At 69.5% G+C, this 19,066-nt stretch carries 18 protein-coding genes; 10 read left to right on the forward strand and 8 right to left on the reverse strand.

The genetic code is table 11. The features are described 5' to 3' along the window. Positions 1-388: 388 nt before the first annotated feature. From HF577_RS19630 to HF577_RS19660, 7 genes are all read left to right on the forward strand, one after another. Positions 389-1,843, forward strand: a complete 1,455-nt coding sequence (locus HF577_RS19630; protein WP_169397358.1) for a dihydrolipoyl dehydrogenase family protein — start codon at positions 389-391, stop codon at positions 1,841-1,843. 174 nt (positions 1,844-2,017) lie between these two features. After that, positions 2,018-2,905: an alpha/beta fold hydrolase gene (locus tag HF577_RS19635; protein ID WP_169397359.1), complete on the forward strand. Its 888-nt coding sequence runs from the start codon at positions 2,018-2,020 to the stop codon at positions 2,903-2,905. Beyond that, positions 2,902-3,621 (forward strand): SDR family oxidoreductase, encoded by a 720-nt coding sequence (locus tag HF577_RS19640; RefSeq protein ID WP_169397360.1) that lies wholly within the window; start codon positions 2,902-2,904, stop codon positions 3,619-3,621. The genes HF577_RS19635 and HF577_RS19640 overlap by 4 nt, the downstream gene beginning before the upstream one ends. Positions 3,622-3,642: 21 nt before the next feature. After that, entirely contained in the window at positions 3,643-4,512 is an 870-nt protein-coding gene (locus HF577_RS19645; protein WP_169397361.1) for a DUF427 domain-containing protein, read from the forward strand. A gap of 124 nt (positions 4,513-4,636) precedes the next feature. Beyond that, complete coding sequence (locus tag HF577_RS19650) at positions 4,637-7,360, forward strand: helix-turn-helix transcriptional regulator (RefSeq protein WP_312859241.1); 2,724 nt, start codon at positions 4,637-4,639, stop codon at positions 7,358-7,360. Positions 7,361-7,527: 167 nt separating this feature from the next. Next, a complete protein-coding gene (locus HF577_RS19655; RefSeq protein WP_169397362.1) occupies positions 7,528-8,298 on the forward strand; it encodes an SDR family NAD(P)-dependent oxidoreductase in 771 nt (256 codons plus the stop codon). 90 nt (positions 8,299-8,388) lie between these two features. Continuing rightward, positions 8,389-8,664 carry a hypothetical protein gene (locus HF577_RS19660; RefSeq protein WP_211174530.1) on the forward strand — a complete coding sequence of 92 codons (276 nt, stop codon included), beginning with the start codon at positions 8,389-8,391 and terminating at the stop codon, positions 8,662-8,664. Positions 8,665-8,691: 27 nt separating this feature from the next. On the opposite strand, the gene HF577_RS19665 is transcribed toward HF577_RS19660, so the two are convergent. From HF577_RS19665 to HF577_RS19680, 4 genes are read right to left on the reverse strand one after another with little or no spacing between them, the layout of a single operon-like run. After that, a complete protein-coding gene (locus HF577_RS19665) occupies positions 8,692-9,126 on the reverse strand; it encodes a VOC family protein (protein WP_169397364.1) in 435 nt (144 codons plus the stop codon). Between the two features lie 22 nt (positions 9,127-9,148). Beyond that, a complete protein-coding gene (locus HF577_RS19670) occupies positions 9,149-10,063 on the reverse strand; it encodes a pyridoxamine 5'-phosphate oxidase family protein (protein ID WP_312859242.1) in 915 nt (304 codons plus the stop codon). A gap of 58 nt (positions 10,064-10,121) precedes the next feature. Then, positions 10,122-10,991: a DUF427 domain-containing protein gene (locus HF577_RS19675; protein WP_169397365.1), complete on the reverse strand. Its 870-nt coding sequence runs from the start codon at positions 10,989-10,991 to the stop codon at positions 10,122-10,124. A 53-nt stretch (positions 10,992-11,044) separates the two neighbouring features. Then, positions 11,045-11,764, reverse strand: coding sequence for an SDR family oxidoreductase (locus HF577_RS19680; RefSeq protein ID WP_169397366.1), 720 nt, complete (start codon positions 11,762-11,764; stop codon positions 11,045-11,047). Positions 11,765-11,883: 119 nt separating this feature from the next. Here HF577_RS19680 and HF577_RS19685 point away from each other — a divergent pair, with 119 nt between their 5' ends. Then, complete coding sequence (locus HF577_RS19685) at positions 11,884-12,399, forward strand: CGNR zinc finger domain-containing protein (protein ID WP_169397367.1); 516 nt, start codon at positions 11,884-11,886, stop codon at positions 12,397-12,399. A 167-nt stretch (positions 12,400-12,566) separates the two neighbouring features. On the opposite strand, the gene HF577_RS19690 is transcribed toward HF577_RS19685, so the two are convergent. Continuing rightward, positions 12,567-13,280, reverse strand: coding sequence for a hypothetical protein (locus HF577_RS19690; protein WP_169397368.1), 714 nt, complete (start codon positions 13,278-13,280; stop codon positions 12,567-12,569). 145 nt (positions 13,281-13,425) lie between these two features. On the opposite strand from HF577_RS19690, the gene HF577_RS19695 reads away from it, so the two are divergent. Continuing rightward, positions 13,426-14,649 (forward strand): acyl-CoA dehydrogenase family protein, encoded by a 1,224-nt coding sequence (locus HF577_RS19695; protein WP_169397369.1) that lies wholly within the window; start codon positions 13,426-13,428, stop codon positions 14,647-14,649. A gap of 225 nt (positions 14,650-14,874) precedes the next feature. Here the strand turns inward: HF577_RS19695 and HF577_RS19700 are convergent, their stop codons facing one another. Both HF577_RS19700 and HF577_RS19705 read right to left on the reverse strand, forming a co-directional pair. Beyond that, a complete protein-coding gene (locus tag HF577_RS19700; RefSeq protein WP_169397370.1) occupies positions 14,875-15,786 on the reverse strand; it encodes a LysR family transcriptional regulator in 912 nt (303 codons plus the stop codon). 817 nt (positions 15,787-16,603) lie between these two features. After that, a complete protein-coding gene (locus HF577_RS19705) occupies positions 16,604-17,350 on the reverse strand; it encodes an acetate uptake transporter family protein (RefSeq protein WP_246266702.1) in 747 nt (248 codons plus the stop codon). Between the two features lie 481 nt (positions 17,351-17,831). Between HF577_RS19705 and HF577_RS19710 the strand changes: the two genes are divergently transcribed. Then, the gene (locus tag HF577_RS19710) at positions 17,832-18,896 is read left to right on the forward strand and encodes a lysylphosphatidylglycerol synthase transmembrane domain-containing protein (RefSeq protein ID WP_169397371.1); all 1,065 of its coding nucleotides are present in this window, start codon (positions 17,832-17,834) and stop codon (positions 18,894-18,896) included. Positions 18,897-18,930: 34 nt separating this feature from the next. Here HF577_RS19710 and HF577_RS19715 read toward each other — a convergent pair whose 3' ends face one another. After that, entirely contained in the window at positions 18,931-19,062 is a 132-nt protein-coding gene (locus HF577_RS19715; RefSeq protein ID WP_281359809.1) for a helix-turn-helix domain-containing protein, read from the reverse strand. Positions 19,063-19,066 lie beyond the last annotated feature (4 nt).

A 19,066-nucleotide genomic window follows, 5' to 3' on the forward strand; every position in this document is an offset into this window, starting at 1 on the left:
GATTCACCTGGTGTCCGCAATGGCCAATTCCGGCAATACTTGCACCCTACGCCAATCTTTCATGATGAAGACGCCTGCCGAAGTGCCCGGGCATGAGCATCTTCGATCGAATTCCGCGGGATTCCGAATGGCTCGAGTTGCCGGCGGCGCCAGGAGAGGCACGCCGCTTCGGGTTCCTCCCGCCGTCCAGGTCTGCACCGACCAGAGGCACGGACCCGGGGTGTTCGGCTAGGGCGTTCCCGGATGCGACCGGGCCGGCCCGCCGCAACGCTGGGCAGCACGCAAGGTGCGCCTCGCGGTCCGCCGTGCCACGGCCACAGCAGCCAGGCGTGCGGACGCGTCCGACCAGAGGCCACCCGTCCGCGACATGCAGAAAACAGGAGTCACCATGCCCGATCGTTCCCGTGCAGTATCGGCGTCCGACAGCTACGACGTGGTCGTCCTCGGGGCCGGCCCGGTCGGTCAGACCGTCGCCGGGCGTTCTCGTGCCCACGGCCTGAGTGTCGCCCTTGTCGAGCGGGAGCTGGTGGGCGGCGAGTGCTCCTACTGGGGGTGCATTCCCAGCAAGGCGATGCTGCGGCCGGTCATCGCGGTCTCGGATGCCCGCCGGGTCGACGGGGCGCGGGAGGCGGTCACCGGGCCGGTCGACGCGGGTGCGGTGTTCCGCCGTCGCGACCGGTATGTGACCGGGTGGGACGACAGCGGGCAGGCCGACGGGCTCGCCGGCATGGGGATCGACGTGATCCGCGGCCATGGGCGGATCGAGGGCGCGCGGCGCGTCGTCGTCGCCACTGCCGACGACGAGCAGCGGGTGCTCACCGCGCGGCATGCGGTTGTCGTGTGCACCGGCAGCACGGCCGCGTTGCCGGACCTGCCCGGTATCGCCGAGGCGCATGCCTGGACGAACCGCGCCGCCACCGACAGCAGTGACGTCCCGCGCCGGCTCGCGATCGTCGGGGACGGCGGGGTGGCGGTCGAGATGGCCACCGCGTGGCAGGGGCTGGGCTCGTCGGTCACCCTGCTCTCGCGCCTGCACGCGCTCCTGCCGCGGATGGAGGCGTTCGTCGGCGAGATGGTGGCCGACGGACTCAAGGAGGCCGGAGTCGACGTGCGTAGCGGCGTGTCGGTCGTCGAGTTGCATCGGCCCGGCGGGACGGGCCCGGTCACCCTCGTTCTGGACGACCGCAGCGAGGTCACTGCCGATGAGGTGTTGTTCGCCGTCGGGCGGGAACCGCTCACCGGGGACATCGGCCTGGACACCGTCGGGCTCGCTCCCGGGTCGTGGCTCGACGTCGACGACAGCTGCCAGGTCCGCGGCGTCGACGACGGCTGGCTCTACGCCGCGGGCGATGTCAACCACCGGGCGCTGCTGACCCATCAGGGCAAGTACCAGGCTCGCATGATCGGCAACCTGATCGGAGCGCGCGCTGCGGGGCAACCGGTGGACACCTCGCCGTGGGGCGCGCATGTCGCCACCGCCGACATCGATGCCGTGCCGCAGGTGTTCTTCTGCGACCCGGAGGCAGCGAGCGTCGGCTTGACCACCGACCAGGCGCAACGCGCCGGGCACCGGGTCCGGGCCGTCGACGTCGACCTCGAGCGGGTGCCGGGCGCCCTCCTGTATGCCGACGGTTACCGCGGCCGGGCCCGCATCGTCGTCGACCTCGACCACGAGTACCTGCTGGGCGCCACGTTCGTCGGGCCGGGCATGGCCGAGCTTCTGCATTCGGCGACCGTCGCCGTGGCGGGTCGGGTACCGATCGACCGGCTCTGGCACGTCGTGCCCTGTTTCCCGACCATCAGCGAAGTCTGGCTGCGCCTGCTCGAGGCCTACCGGGGCTAGCCCGCCCCCGGCGCTCATGACGAATATGCGGGACTGTCATCGAAAATCGTCAGCCCGCGAGGCTGCACCGGGTGGTACTGCTGATTGCATAGGCGCAACGGCCCAGAACGTAAAGCAGATGTAATTCACGGACCGTCTGCCTGCGCCGGCGCCATCATGATGGGTAGTGAGTTTATGACCGATGTACATCACCGCACCGCGACCGTGAACGGCCTCGAGATCTTCTATCGAGAGGCCGGCCCGGCAGAGGCGCCGGTAGTGCTGCTCCTGCACGGTTTCCCCACCAGTTCGCGGATGTTCCGCCGGCTGATGGCCGCGCTCGCCGATCGCTACCACGTCATCGCCCCCGACCATCTCGGCTTCGGCCATTCGGCGATGCCCACGGTCGACGAGTTCACCTACACCTTCGACGCCCTGACCGTCCTGACGGAGGGCCTGCTCGACCACCTCGGCGTCGATCGCTACGCGATGTACGTGCAGGACTACGGCGCTCCGATCGGCTGGCGTCTCGCACTGCGCCGGCCCGCCACCGTCGCGGCGATCATCAGCCAGAGCGGCAACGCCTACGACGAGGGGTTCGTCCCCGAGTTCTGGTCGGCCGTGTGGGCCTATGCCGAGGCCGCCGGCCCGCAGACCGAGCCGGCAGTTCGTGGGGCGTTGGAGGTCGAGGCCATCCGCTGGCAGTACCTCACGGGAGTGCCCGACCCGGACCTCGTCGATCCCGACACGTGGGTTCTCGACCACGCCCAGGTCAGCCGCCCCGGCAACGCCGAGATCCAGCTGGCGCTGTTCCGCGACTACACCACCAACCCGCCGCTCTACCCCGCGGTGCAGGACTACTTCCGCAGGAGCCAGGTGCCGCTGCTGGCCATCTGGGGAGCCGGGGACGAGATCTTCGGACCCGCAGGTGCCACGGCCTTCGCCCGCGATCTCCCCGACGCCGAGATCCACCTCCTCGACGGCGGGCACTTCCTGCTCGAGAGCGCCCTGGACACGGCGAGCGGATACATCCGCGGCTTCCTCGGCCGCACCCTCGCCACCTCGAAAGGGACATCGTCATGACCGGACCTCTCCAGGACCGCACCGTCCTCGTGATCGGGCGGGGCAGTGGCATCGCGCATGCGGTGGCCACAGCCGCCCGCGACGCCGGCGCCCACGTCGTCGCGGCCGGGCGCAGCACCGACGCCCTCGCGGCCGCCTACGCCGGCGAGCACCGGATCACCACCGACTACGTCGACGTCACCGATGACGCGTCGATCAGCGCGCTCGGCGACCGGCTCGGAAGCCTCGACCACGTCGTCTCCACCGCCTCGTCCCGTGCGCGGGGGCGCCTGGCCGACCTCGACCGCGACGCCATCAGGAAGTCGTTCGACACGAAGGTCATCGGGCCGCTCATGCTGGCCAAACACCTGGCGCCCCGGCTGAACGACGGCGGGTCCTTCGTGCTGTTCTCCGGCGTCGCGGCGTTCAAGATCGCGGTCGGCACGCTCGGGGTCGCGATCACCAACGGCGCCGCCGACACGCTGACCCGCTCGCTCTCGCTGGAGCTGGCGCCCATCAGGGTCAACGCCATCTCCCCGGGAGTGATCGACACCGGCGCCTGGGACGCACTGGGCGAACACGCCAAGGCCGAGATGTTCCAGGACATGACCGCCCGCAACCCCGCCCGGCGCATCGGCCGGGTCGAGGACGTCGCGCAGGCCGTGCTCTTCGCACTGACCAACACCTTCCTCACCGGTGTGACCCTCGCTGTCGACGGTGGAGAACCGCTGACCTGACCAGTACCGAAAGGACCGACCATGGGACTGTCCTGGCAGCAAGGACCGCTCTCGGGCGCAACCCCGGGACGCTTCCTCGTTCCGGACCCCCTGCCCGAGCGGCTCCTGTTCGCCGAGCCGTTGCGGCGGCGGATGCGGGTGCGCTTCGGCGGTGAGTGGATCGCGGACAGCGAGACCGTGGTCCTGCTCCACGAACCCGGCCGCTACCCCGTCGCCTACTTCCCGATCGAGGACATCGACTCGGGATCGTTGGAACCCCTGGAGACCGTCACCGAACACCGTGACCTGGGCAGGACCTCCTGGTTCGCGGTGCACGCCGGTGGTCGGACCGCGCGGCGTGGGGCATGGCAGCACACCGGGCTGCCCGGGTACGCCGGCGAGCTGGCGGGCCGCGTCGCGTTCGCCTGGCGTGCGATGGACGCCTTCTACGAGGAGGACGAACGCATCGTCGGCCACGCCGCGGACGCCTATCACCGCATCGACATCCGCCGCACGTCGCGCCACCTGGTCGTGTGCTCGGGCGACCGTCAGGTCGCGGACACGAGAGAACCGGTCGTGCTCTACGAGTCCGGGTTCGCCCCTCGGTGGTACGTGCCTCGCACCGCCATCGACGAGTCGGCGCTGACCCCGGTCGAGGGCCAGACCTTCTGCCCGTACAAGGGCCTGGCCAGTTACTACGACATCGGCGAGGCGAAGGGCGCTGCCTGGTCCTACCGGGAGGCCTGGCCCGAGGTCGGCCGGGTACGTGACCTCGTCTCCTTCGAGCCCGACAAGGTCACCGTGTTCCTCGACGGCACGGTGCTCAAGCTCGAACCCGGCCAGCAGGTCACCCCCCACGGCATCGACCGCGAGCTCACCGCCGACGAGATCGCACCGGGCCGCCCGCGCTGACGCCCGCCCGCGTCCGGGGAGACTTATCGCAGGTCAGGGTACGGTTGGTGGGGTGCCGTCGCCGCGCCAGGAAGATGCCAGGGCTCCCCGGAGGCCGGCGTCTCGAACGTCTGGGGTCCGTCCCGTGTTGCTGGACAGGCGCAGCGAACGCGAGGTGCTCGACCGCGTCGTCGCCGATCTGCGCAGGGGTGAGAGCCGCGCACTGGTGCTCAGAGGAGACGCCGGTATCGGGAAGACCGCACTGTTGGAGTACGTGGTCGGACAGGCCGCAGGCTGTCAGGTCGTCCGGGCCGGCGGCAACGAGGCCGAGGACGAACTCGCCTTCGCCGGCCTGGAGCAGGTGTGTGCGCCGATGCTGGACCGGTCGGCGCGGCTGCCCGGGCCGCAGCGCGAGGCGTTGAGCACGGCGTTCGGACTCAGCGCCGGACGTCCACCGGATCGGTTCATGGTCGGCCTGGCGGTGTTGAGCCTGTTCGCCGAGACCGCACGGGAGCGGCCCCTGCTGTGTCTGATCGACGACGCCCAGTGGCTCGACCGCGCATCGGCGCAGGTGCTCGGGTTCGTGGCCAGACGGCTGAAGGCCGAGTCGCTGGCGATGATCTTCGCGATGCGAGGCTCCGGCGATCAGGCGGAGCTGGCGGGCCTGCCGGAGTTACACGTCACCGGGCTGCCCGACGACGACGCCCGCGCGCTGCTGTTGTCGGCCCATCCCGGGCCGGTCGACGACCGGGTGCTCGACCGGGTCGTCGCCGACAGCCGAGGCAACCCGTTGGCGCTGCAGGAGCTGCCCCGCGGATTCACGCTGGCCGAACTGGCGGGCGGATTCGGGCTGCTCAGCTCGGCTGCACTGCCGTACCGCATCGAGGAGAGCTTCCGACGGCAGATCGCCGCACTGGCGCCGCTGACGCGACAGGTGTTGCTGGTCGCCGCCGCGGAACCCGTGGGCGATCCGGTCCTCGTCTGGCGCGCGGTCGACCCGCTCGGAATCGGCATGGGCGCCGAGCGTGCACTGCGGGAAGCGGCGGCAGGGTTCCTGGAGTTCGGTGCCCGGGTGACATTCCGGCATCCGCTCCTGCGGTCTGCCATCTACCATGCCGCCACCCCGGAGGATCGGCGGCAGGCGCACCGGGCGCTGGCGCGAGTGATGGATCCCGTCACTGATCCCGACCGCCGCGCCTGGCACCTCGCCCAAGCTGCCGCCGGGTTCGACGACGACGTTGCCGCCGAACTGGAGCAGTCGGCGGGGCGGGCGCAGGCCCGGGGTGGGCCGGCCGCGGCCGCCGCATTCTTCGAGCGTGCGGCCGACCTGACGCGGGACTCCGCACGACGGGGACAACGGCTGCTCGCCGCCTCGCAGGCCAACTACCAGGCCGGGATGCCGCACGCGTCGCTGCCGCTGCTCGCGCGGGCCGAGGCGTGCCCGCTGGGTGCGCTCGAGCGCGCCAACGTCGATCTGCTGCGTGCCCGCGTGGCGTTCACCCTGAACCGCGGGCCGGAGGCGCCCACCTTGCTGCTCAGGGCGGCGGCCCGGCTGGAGAAGCTCGACGCGCGGATGGCCAGGGAGACCTATCTGGAGGCGCTGCGGGCGGGCTGGTTCGTCGCCCATCTGTCCGCCGGTCCCCACCTGCATGATCTGTCCGCCGCCGCTCTGGAGGCGCCCGCTGCGGAGTGCCCCGGTAGTCCGTCCGACCTGCTGCTGGACGGTCTGGCTGTGCGGTACCGGGACGGTTACCCGGCAGGCGCGCCGCTGCTGAAGCAGGCGTTGGACGCGTTCCTCGGTGCGGAGCCGGCGGCCGAAACGGACCTGCGATGGCTGTGGTTCGCCTGCACGACCGCGCTGGACCTGTGGCAGGCCGAAGCAGGCGACGTGCTCACGAGCCGGTTCGTTCAGCTCGCCCGGAACTCGGGCGCGCTGACTGCGCTTCCCCTGGCCCTGACACAGCGCGTTGTCATGCAGGTGTTCGCCGGCGACCTGGCCGCCGCTGACCTGCTGTTGGAGGAGTTCGACGCCGTTCGGGAGGGCACGGGGCTCGACGAGCCGCCCTACGCCGCGCAGCTGCTCGCCGTGTGGCGCGGCCAGGAGGAGAAGGCCGCAGCGCTGATCGGGGCGACGACCCGGGAGGCGACACAGCGCGGCGAGGGGGTCGGCGTGGTCGCCGCAGGCTGGATGCAGGCACTGCTGCTCAACAGTCTCGGACGCTACGACGAGGCCCTGCCCGCGGCGCGACAGGCGACGGAACCACGCCAGGAGATGGGTGTCCTGACCTGGTGCTCATTGGTGGAGCTCGTCATCGCGGCGGCCCGCACCGGACATGGCGGCACGGCCTCCGAGGCGCTCGCGCGGCTGAGGGTGATGACGCAGGCGAGTGGCACCGACTGGGCGCTCGGCCTGCAGGCGAGCTGCGAGGCGCTGGTCCGCTTCGGAGAGGCTGCGGAGCCTCACCACCGCGAGGCGATCGACCGTTTCGGCCGTACGCGCATGCGTGGCGGTCTGGCCCGCTGTCATCTGCACTACGGCGAGTGGCTGCGCCGCAGCGACCGGTACCAGGAAGCGCGTGAGGAGTTGCGCACCGCGCACACGATGTTCACCGCGATGGGCATGGACGCCTTCGCGGCGCGGTCCGCGCGGGAACTCGGCGCCTCCGGCGAGACGGTGCGTAAGAACAGCGACGTGAGCTCGGGTCAGCTCACCGTGCAGCAGGAGCAGATCGTGCGGCTGGTCCGCGACGGGTTGTCCAACGCGGAGATCGCCGCCCGCCTGTTCATCAGCCCGCGCACCGTGGAATGGCATTTGAGCAAGGTATTCATCAAATGCGGAGTCACGTCCCGCCGACAGCTGCGGAGCTGATCCGGCGCCGGGCCGGAGCCGGGAGTGACGGACGAGGGTGCCACCCGGGGTTTGCCTAGGCAGATCCCGGGTGCGATGCGGATGTGCCGCGGTGAAGGTAGCCGGTGAGCCGGATACCCGGCCCGGTTGTCGAGCATCGGATGATCCGATGGGGAACGGAGATCGTCATGACCGAGACGTTCGAGGGGCGCAAACTGATCGTGATCGGGGGAAGCAGCGGAATGGGCCGGCAGACCGCGGCCGACGTCGTGGCCGGCGGCGGAAGCGCGGTGATCGTGGGCCGCAGTTCGGAGCGGGTCGACGAGACGGTCGCAACATTGTCGGCCAAGGGTGAGGCGTGGGGTATCACCGCCGACCTCGGCGACCGTGAGCAGGTAACCCACGTGCAGCAGCGGCTCGCCGGTGAGCACGGCGACGCCACGCTGCTGGTCAACGCCGCCGGAATCTTCGTCCCGAAGCCGTTCCTCGACCACGACGGCGCCGCCTACGACTCCTACCACGACCTGAACCGCGCCCTGTTCTTCCTGACCCAGACCGTGGTGCGCGGCATGACCGAGGCCGGCGGCGGCTCGATCGTCAACATCGGCAGCATGTGGGCCCTCCAGGCAGTCGGCGCCACCCCGTCCAGCGCCTACTCGATGGCCAAGGCCGGACTGCACGCACTCACCCACAACCTGGCCCTCGAACTGGCTGACCGGCACATCCGGGTGAACACCGTCGCACCTGCCGTGGTCGCCACGCCGATCTACGAAGGCTTCATCCCGCCGGAGAAGATCGACGAGACACTCGAGAGCTTCAACGGCTTCCACCCCATCGGCCGGGTCGGCACCGTCCATGACGTCGCGTCGGCCATCACCTACCTGCTCTCCGACCGTGCCGGGTGGGTCACCGGCACCATCCTCAACGTCGACGGCGGCGTCATGGCGGGACGCAACTGACGTTTTCCGCACGTCCATTGTGGCCGGCGGAGATGCCGGCCCCGGCGATCTTGGGAGAAACCGATGACACATCCGCCGACGTGGGACCAGGTGACCCCTGCTGACGTGTTGCACGCAATGCAGGAGTACGACCGGCTCGGGGCGCAGCGATTCTTCGACGAGCACGGTTTCGCCCCTACCACGACCTATGACCTGGTCTGGGACGAACGTCGTTATCCGCCGAAAGCGATCCTGGGCACCGCTTATGAGTTGGCGACGGGCCACCGCCTCGCCTCAGGCGATTTCGAGGGCGGGAAGACCGGCGCCGTCAGGGTGCTCGGAAAGCTGGGGTTCGTCGTCGCGCATCGTGAGGACCCCCTCGCGTAGATCGCGCAGGAGCCCGTGCGACGTCGGCTATCCGCGCACGTGGAAGCCGCGCTCCTGCAGCACCCAGGTGTTGCCGTCGGGGTCGGCGAAGTCGACGAAGCTCGCGTAGTCGCCCCGCTGGGGATCGACGCCGGGCTGCCACCCGCCCTGCCACCCGTCGATCGGGGACTTGTGCCGGACATCCCCGACGTCGACACCACGTTCCAGGAGATCACGACGCGCGGCGTCGATGTCGGTGACGACCAGATACATGCTGCGGTCCGGGTCGGCCCGTGCGTCGGTGCGGCCGGCGACGATCTGTATCGAGCAGTGCGAGCCCAGTGGCGTCAGCTGGACGACCCGGAAGTCGTCGCTGGGCCGGTAGTCGACGTCGAGGGTGAAACCGACCTGCTCGGTGTAGAACGCCAGTGCCCGGTCGACGTCGCCGACCGGCAGGACGGCGACCTCGAGTCGGTAGTCCATTGCTGCCACCTTCCGTGGAGGGCTACGTGAGGGTCGGGTTGTCCCGAGAGGACGCCAGATCGAGAGCCGTGAACGGAAGCCCGCTGGTGACAGCCACGTGCACCGGGGTGAAGTGGACGCGACGGCCCGTTTCGGCGTCGTCCCCCGCCGCACCCGGCCTGACCCATTCCAGGGCCGACCTCCCCGAGATCTGCAGGGCGGTGCCGGTGGTGAAGTCGAGGAAGAGCAGGGCGGTGGTGGGATCGGTGATGATGTTGCCGAGGCTGTTGAACAGGTTGTTGCCGGGATAGTCCGGCCACCAGAGCTCACCGGACTCCTCGACCCGCACGAAGCCTGGTGAGCCGCCGCGGTGGGAGGTGTCGGTGCCGTGGGTGGGGTGGGTCGTGCCGAGGATGAACGTGTCCGCCCGGCCGATGAGCGCGATGTGTTCCGGTCGGAGGTTGCCGTAGCGATGGGTGACGGTGTGGCCTCCGGCGTCCTCGACATCGCCGTGGCGCAGGTGGCGCTGCTGGATGTACCGGGGGCAGTTCCCGTAGGCCTGGTGGAGGGATATCTCCAGCTCGTGTTCCCCCTCTCGCGTGAGGGTGCCGTTGAGCCGTATCCGGCGGCGGATCGCGAGGTCGAGGGCCATGACCGCGACCGGTTGTCCCTCCGGTAACCGGTACAGGGGTTCGCCGGCTGACGGAGCCGTCCGCACCGTCAGGGTCGAGTCGTGAGCCACGAGGAAACCCGGCCATCCCAGCAGCGGCGAGGTCCACAGCTCGCCGGCGTCGTCGCGGCCGGTGAGGATGGCGAGGTCACGATCGGCCAAGAAGCGGCTCATCGCACCGCCGAGATGCGGGGTGGCCAGCATCCCGGAGAGGCGGGAGGCGTCGTCGAGAACACCGGCGCGGCGCTGCACGGCGCGCTCGCCGTCGTGAAATCCACTGACGGTCACTGTCGTCCCTCCTTCCGTTGGTTGAGGCCTTCGCCTGGTCGATTCCGGTAGGCAGCGATCAGACGGATCTGCTGGTCGCGACCTCGTCGACGGTGAGCCCGCGGTCGACGCCGTGGGGGGTGACGCGCTGGCCGGGTTCGAGGTCGAGGACCTCGTCGTCGAGCAGCACGGTAACCCGGTCCGGTTCGAACGACACCATGTCGCGCACCCGTCCGACCTCGGGCCACGCCTCGACGTAGGACCACGCCGCCCGCTCGACGTCGCCGACGTCGTAGTAGCTGGCCAGGCCCTTGTACGGGCAGAACGTCTGGCCCTCGACCGGGCTCAGGGCCGCCGGGTCGACGTCAGCGCGGGGCACGTACCAGCGTGGGGCGAACCCGGACTCGTAGAGCACGAGCGGCTCGACCGTGTCGGCGACGACCTGGTCGCCGACACGCACCACCAGGTGGCGGGAGGTGCTGCGGATGTCGTTGCGGTGGTAGGCGTCCGCGGCGTGGCCGACGATGCGCTCGTCCTCCTCGTAGAAGGCCTCCATCGCCCGCCAGGCGAACGCGACCCGGTCCTCGAGCACGCCGGCATGTGCCGGCAGGCCGGTGTGCCGCCACGCCGCGCGCTGCGTGGTCTCCCCACCGGCGCTGACTGCGAACCACGACGTCGCACCGAGGTCGCGATGGTTCGTGACTGTCTCCAGGCGCTGCAGGGCGCCGGGGGTGACGTCATCGAGGGGGAAGTAGGCGACCGGGTAGCGGCCGGGTTCGTGGAGGAGGACGACGTCCTCGCTGTCGGCGATCCACTCGCCGCCGAACCGCACGCGCATCCGTCGGCGCAGTGGTTCGGCGAACAGGAGTCGTTCGGGCAGCGGATCGGGGACCAGGAAGTGCCCGACGGCTGACGCGGAGAGCGGTCCTTGTTGCCAGGACAGGCCCATGACTTCTTCCGATCGAGTAGGTGGGACGGCCGCGGGTGCGGCGTGGCTGCGGATCAGGTGAGGGCTTCGCCGCCGTCGACGGCGAGGGTGACCCCGGTGAGAAACGTGCTGGTCAGGGCGAACAACACCGCGTCGGCGACGTCGTCGGCCGTGCCGATGCGCCGAGCCGGGTTGCGCTCGCTCTGCTCGGCGAACAGGTCTGCCTTGCCCTTCTCTCCCAGTGCGTCCCACGCGCCGGTGTCGATCACTCCCGGGGAGATGGCGTTGACCCGGATCGGGGCCAGCTCGACCGCGAGGGAGCGGGTCAGGGTGTCGGCGGCGCCGTTGGTGATGGCCACGGCCAGGGTGCCGACGGCGATCTTGAAGGCGGCCACCCCGGAGAACAGCACGAGCGAGCCGCCGTCGTTGATCCGCGGGGCCAGGTGCTTGGCGAGCATGAGTGGCCCGATGACCTTGGTGTCGAGCGACGCCTGGACCGACTCACGGCTGAGGTCCTGCAGCCGCCCACGGGCGCGGGCCGATGCGGTGGACACGATGTGGTCGAGCATGCCGAGCCGCTCTCCGAGGGAGACGATCGAGTCGTCGTCGGTCACGTCGACGGTCTCGGTGGTGATACCGGGTTCGTCGGCGTAGGCCGCGGCGAGCGCCTCGGCGTTGCGCCCGGCTGCGACGACATCGGCGCCCGCGTTGCGCGCGGCGAGTACGACCGCGCGGGCGATCCCGCTGCCTCGGCCGATGACGAGCACGGTCCGGTGCTGCAGTGATCCGGTCATGGTGGGCACGTCCTTCGGGAAGCTAATCCCTAATCGTCGTTTAACTGGTTAGCTGGCCCGGTCATCAGACACCGGCCGACCTAACTTGTCAACTGGTTCAGGATGGTTAGCATGGCGGCATGGCGTACGCGGTTGACCCGGACGACGAGCTGGTGCTGCTCGATCTGCTCAACAGCACCCCGGTGGCCCGCGGGGGGTTCGTGGATCTTCTTGCCGTCGACGCCGAGGCTGCGGACTGGAGCGGGGCCCGGGGCGGCACCGGCTCGCCCGCGGAGGTGGCGCACCTGCGCCGGGTCCGTGACCAGCTGCAGGCCGTGGTGCGAGGCGCTGAGCCTGCGACCACGCTGACACCGGCGCTGCGCGGTGTGCGCCTGCTCCCCGAGGTCGCGGACTCCGGGGTGACCTGGCGTCTCGACGTGCCGGACGACCGGCGGCTCGCCACCCGCGCGCTGCTCGTGTGGGGGCGGGTGCAGGAGCAGATGCCCGGCCGTCTGCGCCCGTGCGCCAACGACGAGTGTCGCCTGTTCCTGATCGATCGCAGCCGCCCGAACACCGCCCGCTGGTGCTCGATGAAGACCTGCGGCAACCGGCTCAAGGTCCGTCGGCACTATCAGCGCAACCAGCGGGCCGTCTGACCGGCGGTTCAGGGTCTTCCGGCGGAGGGCCATGCTCGGACGCTGTCGGCGGCTTCGTGGCTCAGCTCGCCGAGAACGTCGATGATCCCGGTGTACGGAAGTACGGGGCCGTGCAGCGTGGCGTTGAGGTGCTTCAACGCGGTGGTCCCGCACGATTCCCACAGGTGTTAGGCGAGGACCTGCAGGCCGAACTCGAACCAGACGTAGTTCGTGCCGTCGGAGTGCTGCGCGGTTGAGGCCTCGTGCATCCGCGGCAGCCCGGTGATCGGCCATCGGTGCGGGGACGTGTGCCAGATGACCTCGAAGATGGTCTCCAGCACGGGCAGGGCCCCGGGTTCGCGCTCCGAGACGTACCCGTGAAGCCCGAGGTTGGCGAAGAGTTCGACGAACCAGAGCACGTGCGGGTGGTTGCCCCAGGCGTGCTCCGACCCCGGTCCCTGCTCGTCCAGCCACGCCGGGTTGTCGGCGAGATGGGTGAGCTCGTGGACGACCAGCAGGTCGGCGAAGCTGCCGAGGTCGGGCGGTGTGCCGTAGATGTGGCGAAGCCGGTCCCGGGCAGCGGGGGAGAGGTCGGGCCACGCCGTGGCGATGACCGAGTCCCATATCTCGCTCGGCTCCTGGCACGTCAGCAGTCGCGTGCGCGAGACGTGCGGCAACCCGTACTGCGGCACCAGCGCCACTCGGTCCCAGTCCTGCCGGCCCACCACGAACAGCGGTGGCGCAGGTGGCATCTCGACATGGGAGGCGAGCCAGGAGATCGCCCGCTCGGATCGCGCCGCGACGGATCGCGCCCTGTCGACCCCGCCTGTGCTCGAGAACACGGCGAACGAGAAGCCGTCGACAGATATGAGGTCGGCGCCGCCTACGTCCAGGTCGTCCATTTCGATCAATCCTCCGGCTACGTCCGTGGGGGAGTTGGCGCATTCTTGGGTTCAACAATACGACAACGAGCTGCCGAAAGCTGCGCATGAGGAATTTCGATAGCGATTCTGGAATCCTTTCATGTATTACCCTGGGTTTCGTATCGTGGCGTCTTTCCCGGTGTTGTGGTGGCGCCCCAGGATCGAGGTTCGAGCAATCATGAAACATGCTGAAGAGACAGTGCTGGACGGTGCGGAAATTCTCGCCAGAGCCAGCGGGATCAGGCCGTTGTTGCGGGAGCACGCCGCTGAGGTGGAAACGGCCCGCCGCCTGACCGCGCCGGTCGTCGACGCACTTCGGTCGACCGGGGTGTTCCGGATGTCGATGCCCACGGCGTGGGGCGGACCCGAACTCGACGTCTGCCGGCAGATCGAGATCATCGAGACGCTGTCGCGAGCCGACGCCTCGGCGGGCTGGTGCGCGATGATCGGGTCCGACAGCGGCTACTACAGCGGTTACCTCGATGGTCTCGCTGCCCGGTCGCTCTATCCCGACCTCGATGCGGTGACAGCGGGCTGGCTCGTCCCGGCCGGGACCATGGAGGTCTGCGACGGCGGCTACCGGCTGTCGGGCCGGTGGTCGTTCGGCAGCGGGGTGACCCATGCCGACGTCGTCGTGGGTGGTGCTCGGGTCACCGAGAACGGATCACCTCGAACCACGGCCGACGGCGCGCCGGAATGGCGGATAGCGATGCTGCCGGCGTCGCAGTGGCAGGTGCTCGACACCTGGAACCCGACAGGTCTGGCAGGAAGTGGCAGTCACGACTATTCGATTGCAGACACCTTCGTGCCGGCCGAGAACACGTGGTTTCCCGGCGAGCGGCATCGCGCTGGATCGCTCTACGCGTGGCGCGGGATGTACGTGGTCAACTTCGTGGGGGTGCCGCTGGGTGTCGCACTCGATGCCTGTGACACGGCCACCGGCATTCTTGCCGGCAAGGTCATGATGCCCGAGCTGACTCCGGCACACGATGAACCTCGTGTTCGGTCCGGTATCGCGCGGGCTCGAGCACTGGTCGGCTCGGCTCGCAGCTACGCGTACGACACCGCCGGCACTCTGTGGGCCACCCTCGAGGCAGGCGACGAGCCCTCCTTCGACCAGCGGGCGCAACTCGCCGGCTGTTTCGTGCATACGGTGTCGACGTGCCGGGACGCTGTTCGGCTACTCGTGGACACCGTCGGCACCGCCGCCATTCGGAAGACGTCCCCGCTGGAGCGGCAGTCTCGTGACGTGAACACGATCGCCCAGCACGTGTTGGCCCAAGCACGCATGTGGGAGTGGGCCGGGGGACTCCACTTCGGTCAGGACCCGTCGATGCCCGTGCTGTGAGTAGCGGTGCCGTCGTGTCATTAATCTCCCGGGACCCCGAAGATGTGTCGGACACCGGCAGCGGCGAGCCGGTCCACGAGGTAACCGGCTATCGAGGGCGAGGAATCGGCATGGGTCGGCGGGGCCGGCTGGCCGGGCACGGTTGTCATCGACTTACTTTCTTCGCAGAGGAATGCTCCACCGGTCGGCCTGAGACGACGGCGGCGAGAGCAGTGTGGCCGGCTGTCAGGCAGTGCTTTCGCTGCTCTGCTCGGCGCCCCCTGCACAGGGCAGGCCGCGGCGACGCAGATCGGCGACGAACCGCCGTGCCAGCGAGTCGGTCGGATTGCCGATCTGGACCGTGACGTCGCGCAGGACGTCGGGACGCAGCCGGCGGACGATTCTCGCCGACTGGGTCGCCAGAGCCGAGATCGGCACGATCGCGATCGCCACTCCCGAAGCGGCCAGTTGTGCCGCCGTCCGGGGACTTCCGGTGCGGAGTACGGGCGTGTTCCGCAGTCGATGCTGGGCCACGAACTCGTCCATCCAGCTCGACAGCCCGTTGGCGGGGTCGTAGTGGATGAACGGTTCGTCGGCGAGATCCGTCACCGCCACCGAGGACTGCGTGGCGAACCGGTGGCCGCAGGCAGCCACCACGACCATCGGCTCCTGACCGAGCAGTTCGATGCGAGCCGCGGTGATCGTGGGCCGTGGACCGATGCCGATGTCCGATTCTCCGGCCGCGATGCGCTCGGTCATCCGGTCGGCACTGGTGAACTCGGTGAGATCGAGAGAGACCTCAGGTCTTCGTCTGCTCCAGTCCCTGAGTACGGGCGCGAGCAGCCAGACGGTCATCGTCTCGCTGCAGGCGATCCGCAGGCGGCCGGCCCGGCCCCCGCCGACCTGCCGGCCCGTCTCGATCGCGCGAGCAGCGGCTTTGAGTGCGGTTCTGGCCTCGTTCGCCGCTGCCCGGCCCGCAGCGGTGGGGCGGACGCCCCGGGAGAGCCGCTCGACCACCTGGGTGCCGATCTCGCGCTCCAGTGCGGCGATCTGGTGCGAGACGGCCGATTGCGACATGTGCAGCTGGGCGGCGGCTTCGGTGACGGATTCCGCGTCGATCAGTGCCACGAGACATTGGAGTGCGCGCAGCGTCGTCATGAGCTAGGCCGGGAGCGTCCGGCGGTGCTCTGATCGCCTCCGGGTCGGGAGGCGCGGCCGACCGGCATCGGCCCCTGCCCCGTGCCGGATCCTCGAGGGGGTCGAGACTCAGGTGCCGCTCGGACCGCGCGCTGTGGCATCCCGGTCGTCGTTCCGGTGATCATCCTGGGTGCTCCTAACGAGACCCCCCATGTCCGGTGGTGAGGAACGTAGGGTGCGAGATAGTAACCTGTCAAGATTCGATTGATGGTTAGCCGGTGGTGATGGGCGGTGCTGGGGTCGGTGCGCCGGATGTGAATCCGGATCGGCGGCCGCCTGACGTGTTCCCATGGTCCTCCGGGCGCCGCCGGGAGATGGCCCGGAATGTTCTGGTTCCTCCTGCGTGTCCGGATATCCATGCGGTCTCTCTCTCGATCAGCACTGCCGCTCGAATTACAGTTACCACAACGTGAAGCGGGCGCACGTGCGACTTATCGAAGGGTGTTCGCGACATTCCGAATGGATTCGGTCGGAGCCTTGCCGGGCGGGTATCGGCGGGTGCCCATCGATATCGCTCATGGGTGATCGTTCTCATTCTGACTCGCCGAGCGCCCGACCGTCGCCGTACCGTGGAAACGGACGGGGTCGGCGAGCCCCGGTCGGGTTCCTCGAATCGATGTCGAGCACCGGAGATAAGGAGGAGGCACCCACGTGGTCGATCCGCTGTTGTTGAGGCCTGTCCTGCTCACCCGCGGATCTCGGGGCTCCCGAAGGTGCGCCGCCGCGCACGGTCCGGCGTGCACGGCGGCGGCCTTCTGCCGGCGGATCAGGGAGATGGCTACTGACCGACCTTCACCCCGGGCTCGCCCGCCTCGAAGTGGAGCACGTTGTTGTGCGGCGGGATGCCGTGCGACGCCCCCGGCGGCCGGCGGCTGCCGATCGGTAGGACGGCACGTTTGAAACTGGACTGGATCATCATCGCGCCGGCGAGGTACCAGGCCAGGAGGGCGCTGATGATCAGCAGATAGGCGCCGATGGCCTGGACCAGCGGCAGGCCGCCCAGCAGCGCGATCGCGAGCAGCGTGGAACCGGCGGCCAGCATGACCAGAACCCCGGTGAGCACGAAGTTCTCGGCGGTGGCTGCGATCGCGCCCAGCAGCGTGATCGCAGCGAGCACCACGAACCAGAAACCGAAGGCACCGGCGGCGGTGGGGCTTGCGACGGAGGGCAGGACGCCCGCCGCGATGAGCAGGTTGTAGATCCCGTAGGCGATCCAGAACGCTCCCCACATCCCGTGCATCGCGGTGGCCACCGCGTCGCGCGCCCGGTAGGCCCACATGCCCGCGAGGAACTGCGCCAGACCCCCTGCGGTCAACGCGAACGGGAACAGGACCAGCGGGGTCTCGGCGTTTCCGTACCAGCCGGCCAGGTTGCCGGCGACCATGAACGTGGCAGCGGCGAAGCCGAACAGCCCGAGGATGGACGGGGCAGCGACGGGTGACAGGGTGATCCTGGTGCGGTCTCGCCAAAAGTTGTAGTCAGGCGCCTCGGTGATCGGCGAGTGCCCATTGATGTCCGTGCTCAATTTTCCTCCAGATGTAGTGCGAGTCCTCGCCCGCGCGACTGCCCGGGCCGGGTCGGCAAACCGTGTTCTGTGAGTCGCCGCGCCTGTGACCCGTAGGCCGACCCACAGCGTCATGCCGTGCACGTGAGGGCTGGAGATCGAGAGCCCGTGGGTCACGAACGCACGCCGACTGTTGCGCGGCAGAGCGCCGGTCGCGTCCGTGTCGGCCCCGGTCGGATCCCTGGGGCTGTGCGCCGTGAGCACGCAGGAGAAGGCGGCATAGGCGCGTGGTATCCGTGTGACACGCCGGTCACCCCGGCGGGCCGGCCACCGCAGGTCTGCGCAGTTGGTGCGGCCCGTCCCGGCCGGCCCCCCGCGTCTGACGACCGGTGCCACGACCGGCCGTCGGACTGGCGTGGCCACGGATGCGAGCGCCGGCCCGGACAGCTGACGATCGCCCCATGCGGACCTGGGCGGGAATCCCCGAAGGAGTCGGACGACAGTGACGTGGCATGGCGTGCTGCAGAAGCACTGGCGGTCGGCGGCGCACTGGGTGGTCGCCGGCGTGGCAGTCGGCTACCTCGCCTGGCTCGTGCCGGGGCTGGCGGGCCAGGTCGTCCAGGCGACCGGACCGTTGGGTCACCTGCGGTGGGAGTGGCTGGTCGTCGCCGTGCTGTGTGGCGTGTCGGCGTTGGTCCTGTACGGCGAGCTGCACCGGCAACTTCTCCTGGTGGGCGGGGCACGCCTGCCGGTGGCCACGGTCCAGGGCATCAACTTCGTCGAGAACGCGGTGTCCACCACGGTGCCCGTCGTCGGTGGCGCGGGCGCCATCGTCTACGCGATCGACCAGCTGCGTCGCCGCCGCGTCGACTCGACGCTGGCCTCCTGGTCGGTGCTCGTGGCCGGGGTCGTCGCCACGCTGAGCCTGCTGGTGCTGGGCGCCCTGGGTCTGGGCGTGGCAGGCCGCATCCCCCTCACCTTTGCGGTGGTGCTCGCGGCGGTGATCGCACTGGGCGCGTTCGGCGTGTGGAAGCTGCTGACGCACCCTGCGGTCCTGCGGCGCGGCCTGCGTCTGCCGATACTGCTGAGCCGTTGGGTGCCAGGGGTGTGCCCTACGTGCCGGAGTACATGGTTGGAGCGGACTGACGAGGTGTCCAGCCGGCTGTCAGCCCGCATCGCGCTGTTGCGCCCGAGTGCCTTCCGCTGGCTCGGCCTGATCGCACTGGCTGCCTTCACGTGGGTTCTGGACTACCTGTGTCTGGCGTCCAGCGTCGCCGCGGTGGGCGCCCCGGTGCCCTGGGGTGCACTCCTCGTGGGCTTCCTGCTCGTGCAGGGCAGCATCGCGTTGCAGATCTTCCCCGGCGGTGTCGGTCTGGCCGAGACGAGCTTGCTCACCTTGCTGCTGACCTCCGACGTCGCCGCCGCGCCTGCCGCAGCGAGCGTGCTGATCTACCGATCGATCACGTGGTTGGGCCTCTCGCTGCTGGGGTGGGCGGTGTACGCGCTCTGGATTCACACCGCCCCGCTCCATCTTCACCGCCACGCGCCCGAGCTGACCAGCGTATGAGCACCGGCGCGAGCCGCCGGTGAGATTCCAGAACTCAGCGGTAGAGCTGTCGGCGTGAGGTGATGTTGAGTTTGCCGAAGATCTTGTGGAGGTGGTACTCGACGGTGCGGGGACTGATGAACAACCGGGCAGCGATCTCGGGGTTGGACAGTCCGTCGCGGACCAGCCGC

The organism is Pseudonocardia xinjiangensis (assembly GCF_012911925.1).
In the GTDB taxonomy this organism is placed as follows: Bacteria; Actinomycetota; Actinomycetes; order Mycobacteriales; family Pseudonocardiaceae; genus Pseudonocardia; species Pseudonocardia xinjiangensis.

What these genes read in the sequence shown, in the direction of transcription:
- HF577_RS19630 (WP_169397358.1), top strand. Translation starts at nt 389, where the DNA reads ATGCCCGATCGTTCCCGTGCAGTATCGGCGTCCGACAGCTACGACGTG.
- HF577_RS19635 (WP_169397359.1), top strand. Translation starts at nt 2,018, where the DNA reads ATGACCGATGTACATCACCGCACCGCGACCGTGAACGGCCTCGAGATC.
- HF577_RS19640 (WP_169397360.1), top strand. Translation starts at nt 2,902, where the DNA reads ATGACCGGACCTCTCCAGGACCGCACCGTCCTCGTGATCGGGCGGGGC.
- HF577_RS19645 (WP_169397361.1), top strand. Translation starts at nt 3,643, where the DNA reads ATGGGACTGTCCTGGCAGCAAGGACCGCTCTCGGGCGCAACCCCGGGA.
- HF577_RS19655 (WP_169397362.1), top strand. Translation starts at nt 7,528, where the DNA reads ATGACCGAGACGTTCGAGGGGCGCAAACTGATCGTGATCGGGGGAAGC.
- HF577_RS19665 (WP_169397364.1), bottom strand. Translation starts at nt 9,126, where the DNA reads ATGGACTACCGACTCGAGGTCGCCGTCCTGCCGGTCGGCGACGTCGAC.
- HF577_RS19675 (WP_169397365.1), bottom strand. Translation starts at nt 10,991, where the DNA reads ATGGGCCTGTCCTGGCAACAAGGACCGCTCTCCGCGTCAGCCGTCGGG.
- HF577_RS19680 (WP_169397366.1), bottom strand. Translation starts at nt 11,764, where the DNA reads ATGACCGGATCACTGCAGCACCGGACCGTGCTCGTCATCGGCCGAGGC.
- HF577_RS19685 (WP_169397367.1), top strand. Translation starts at nt 11,884, where the DNA reads ATGGCGTACGCGGTTGACCCGGACGACGAGCTGGTGCTGCTCGATCTG.
- HF577_RS19690 (WP_169397368.1), bottom strand. Translation starts at nt 13,280, where the DNA reads ATGGACGACCTGGACGTAGGCGGCGCCGACCTCATATCTGTCGACGGC.
- HF577_RS19700 (WP_169397370.1), bottom strand. Translation starts at nt 15,786, where the DNA reads ATGACGACGCTGCGCGCACTCCAATGTCTCGTGGCACTGATCGACGCG.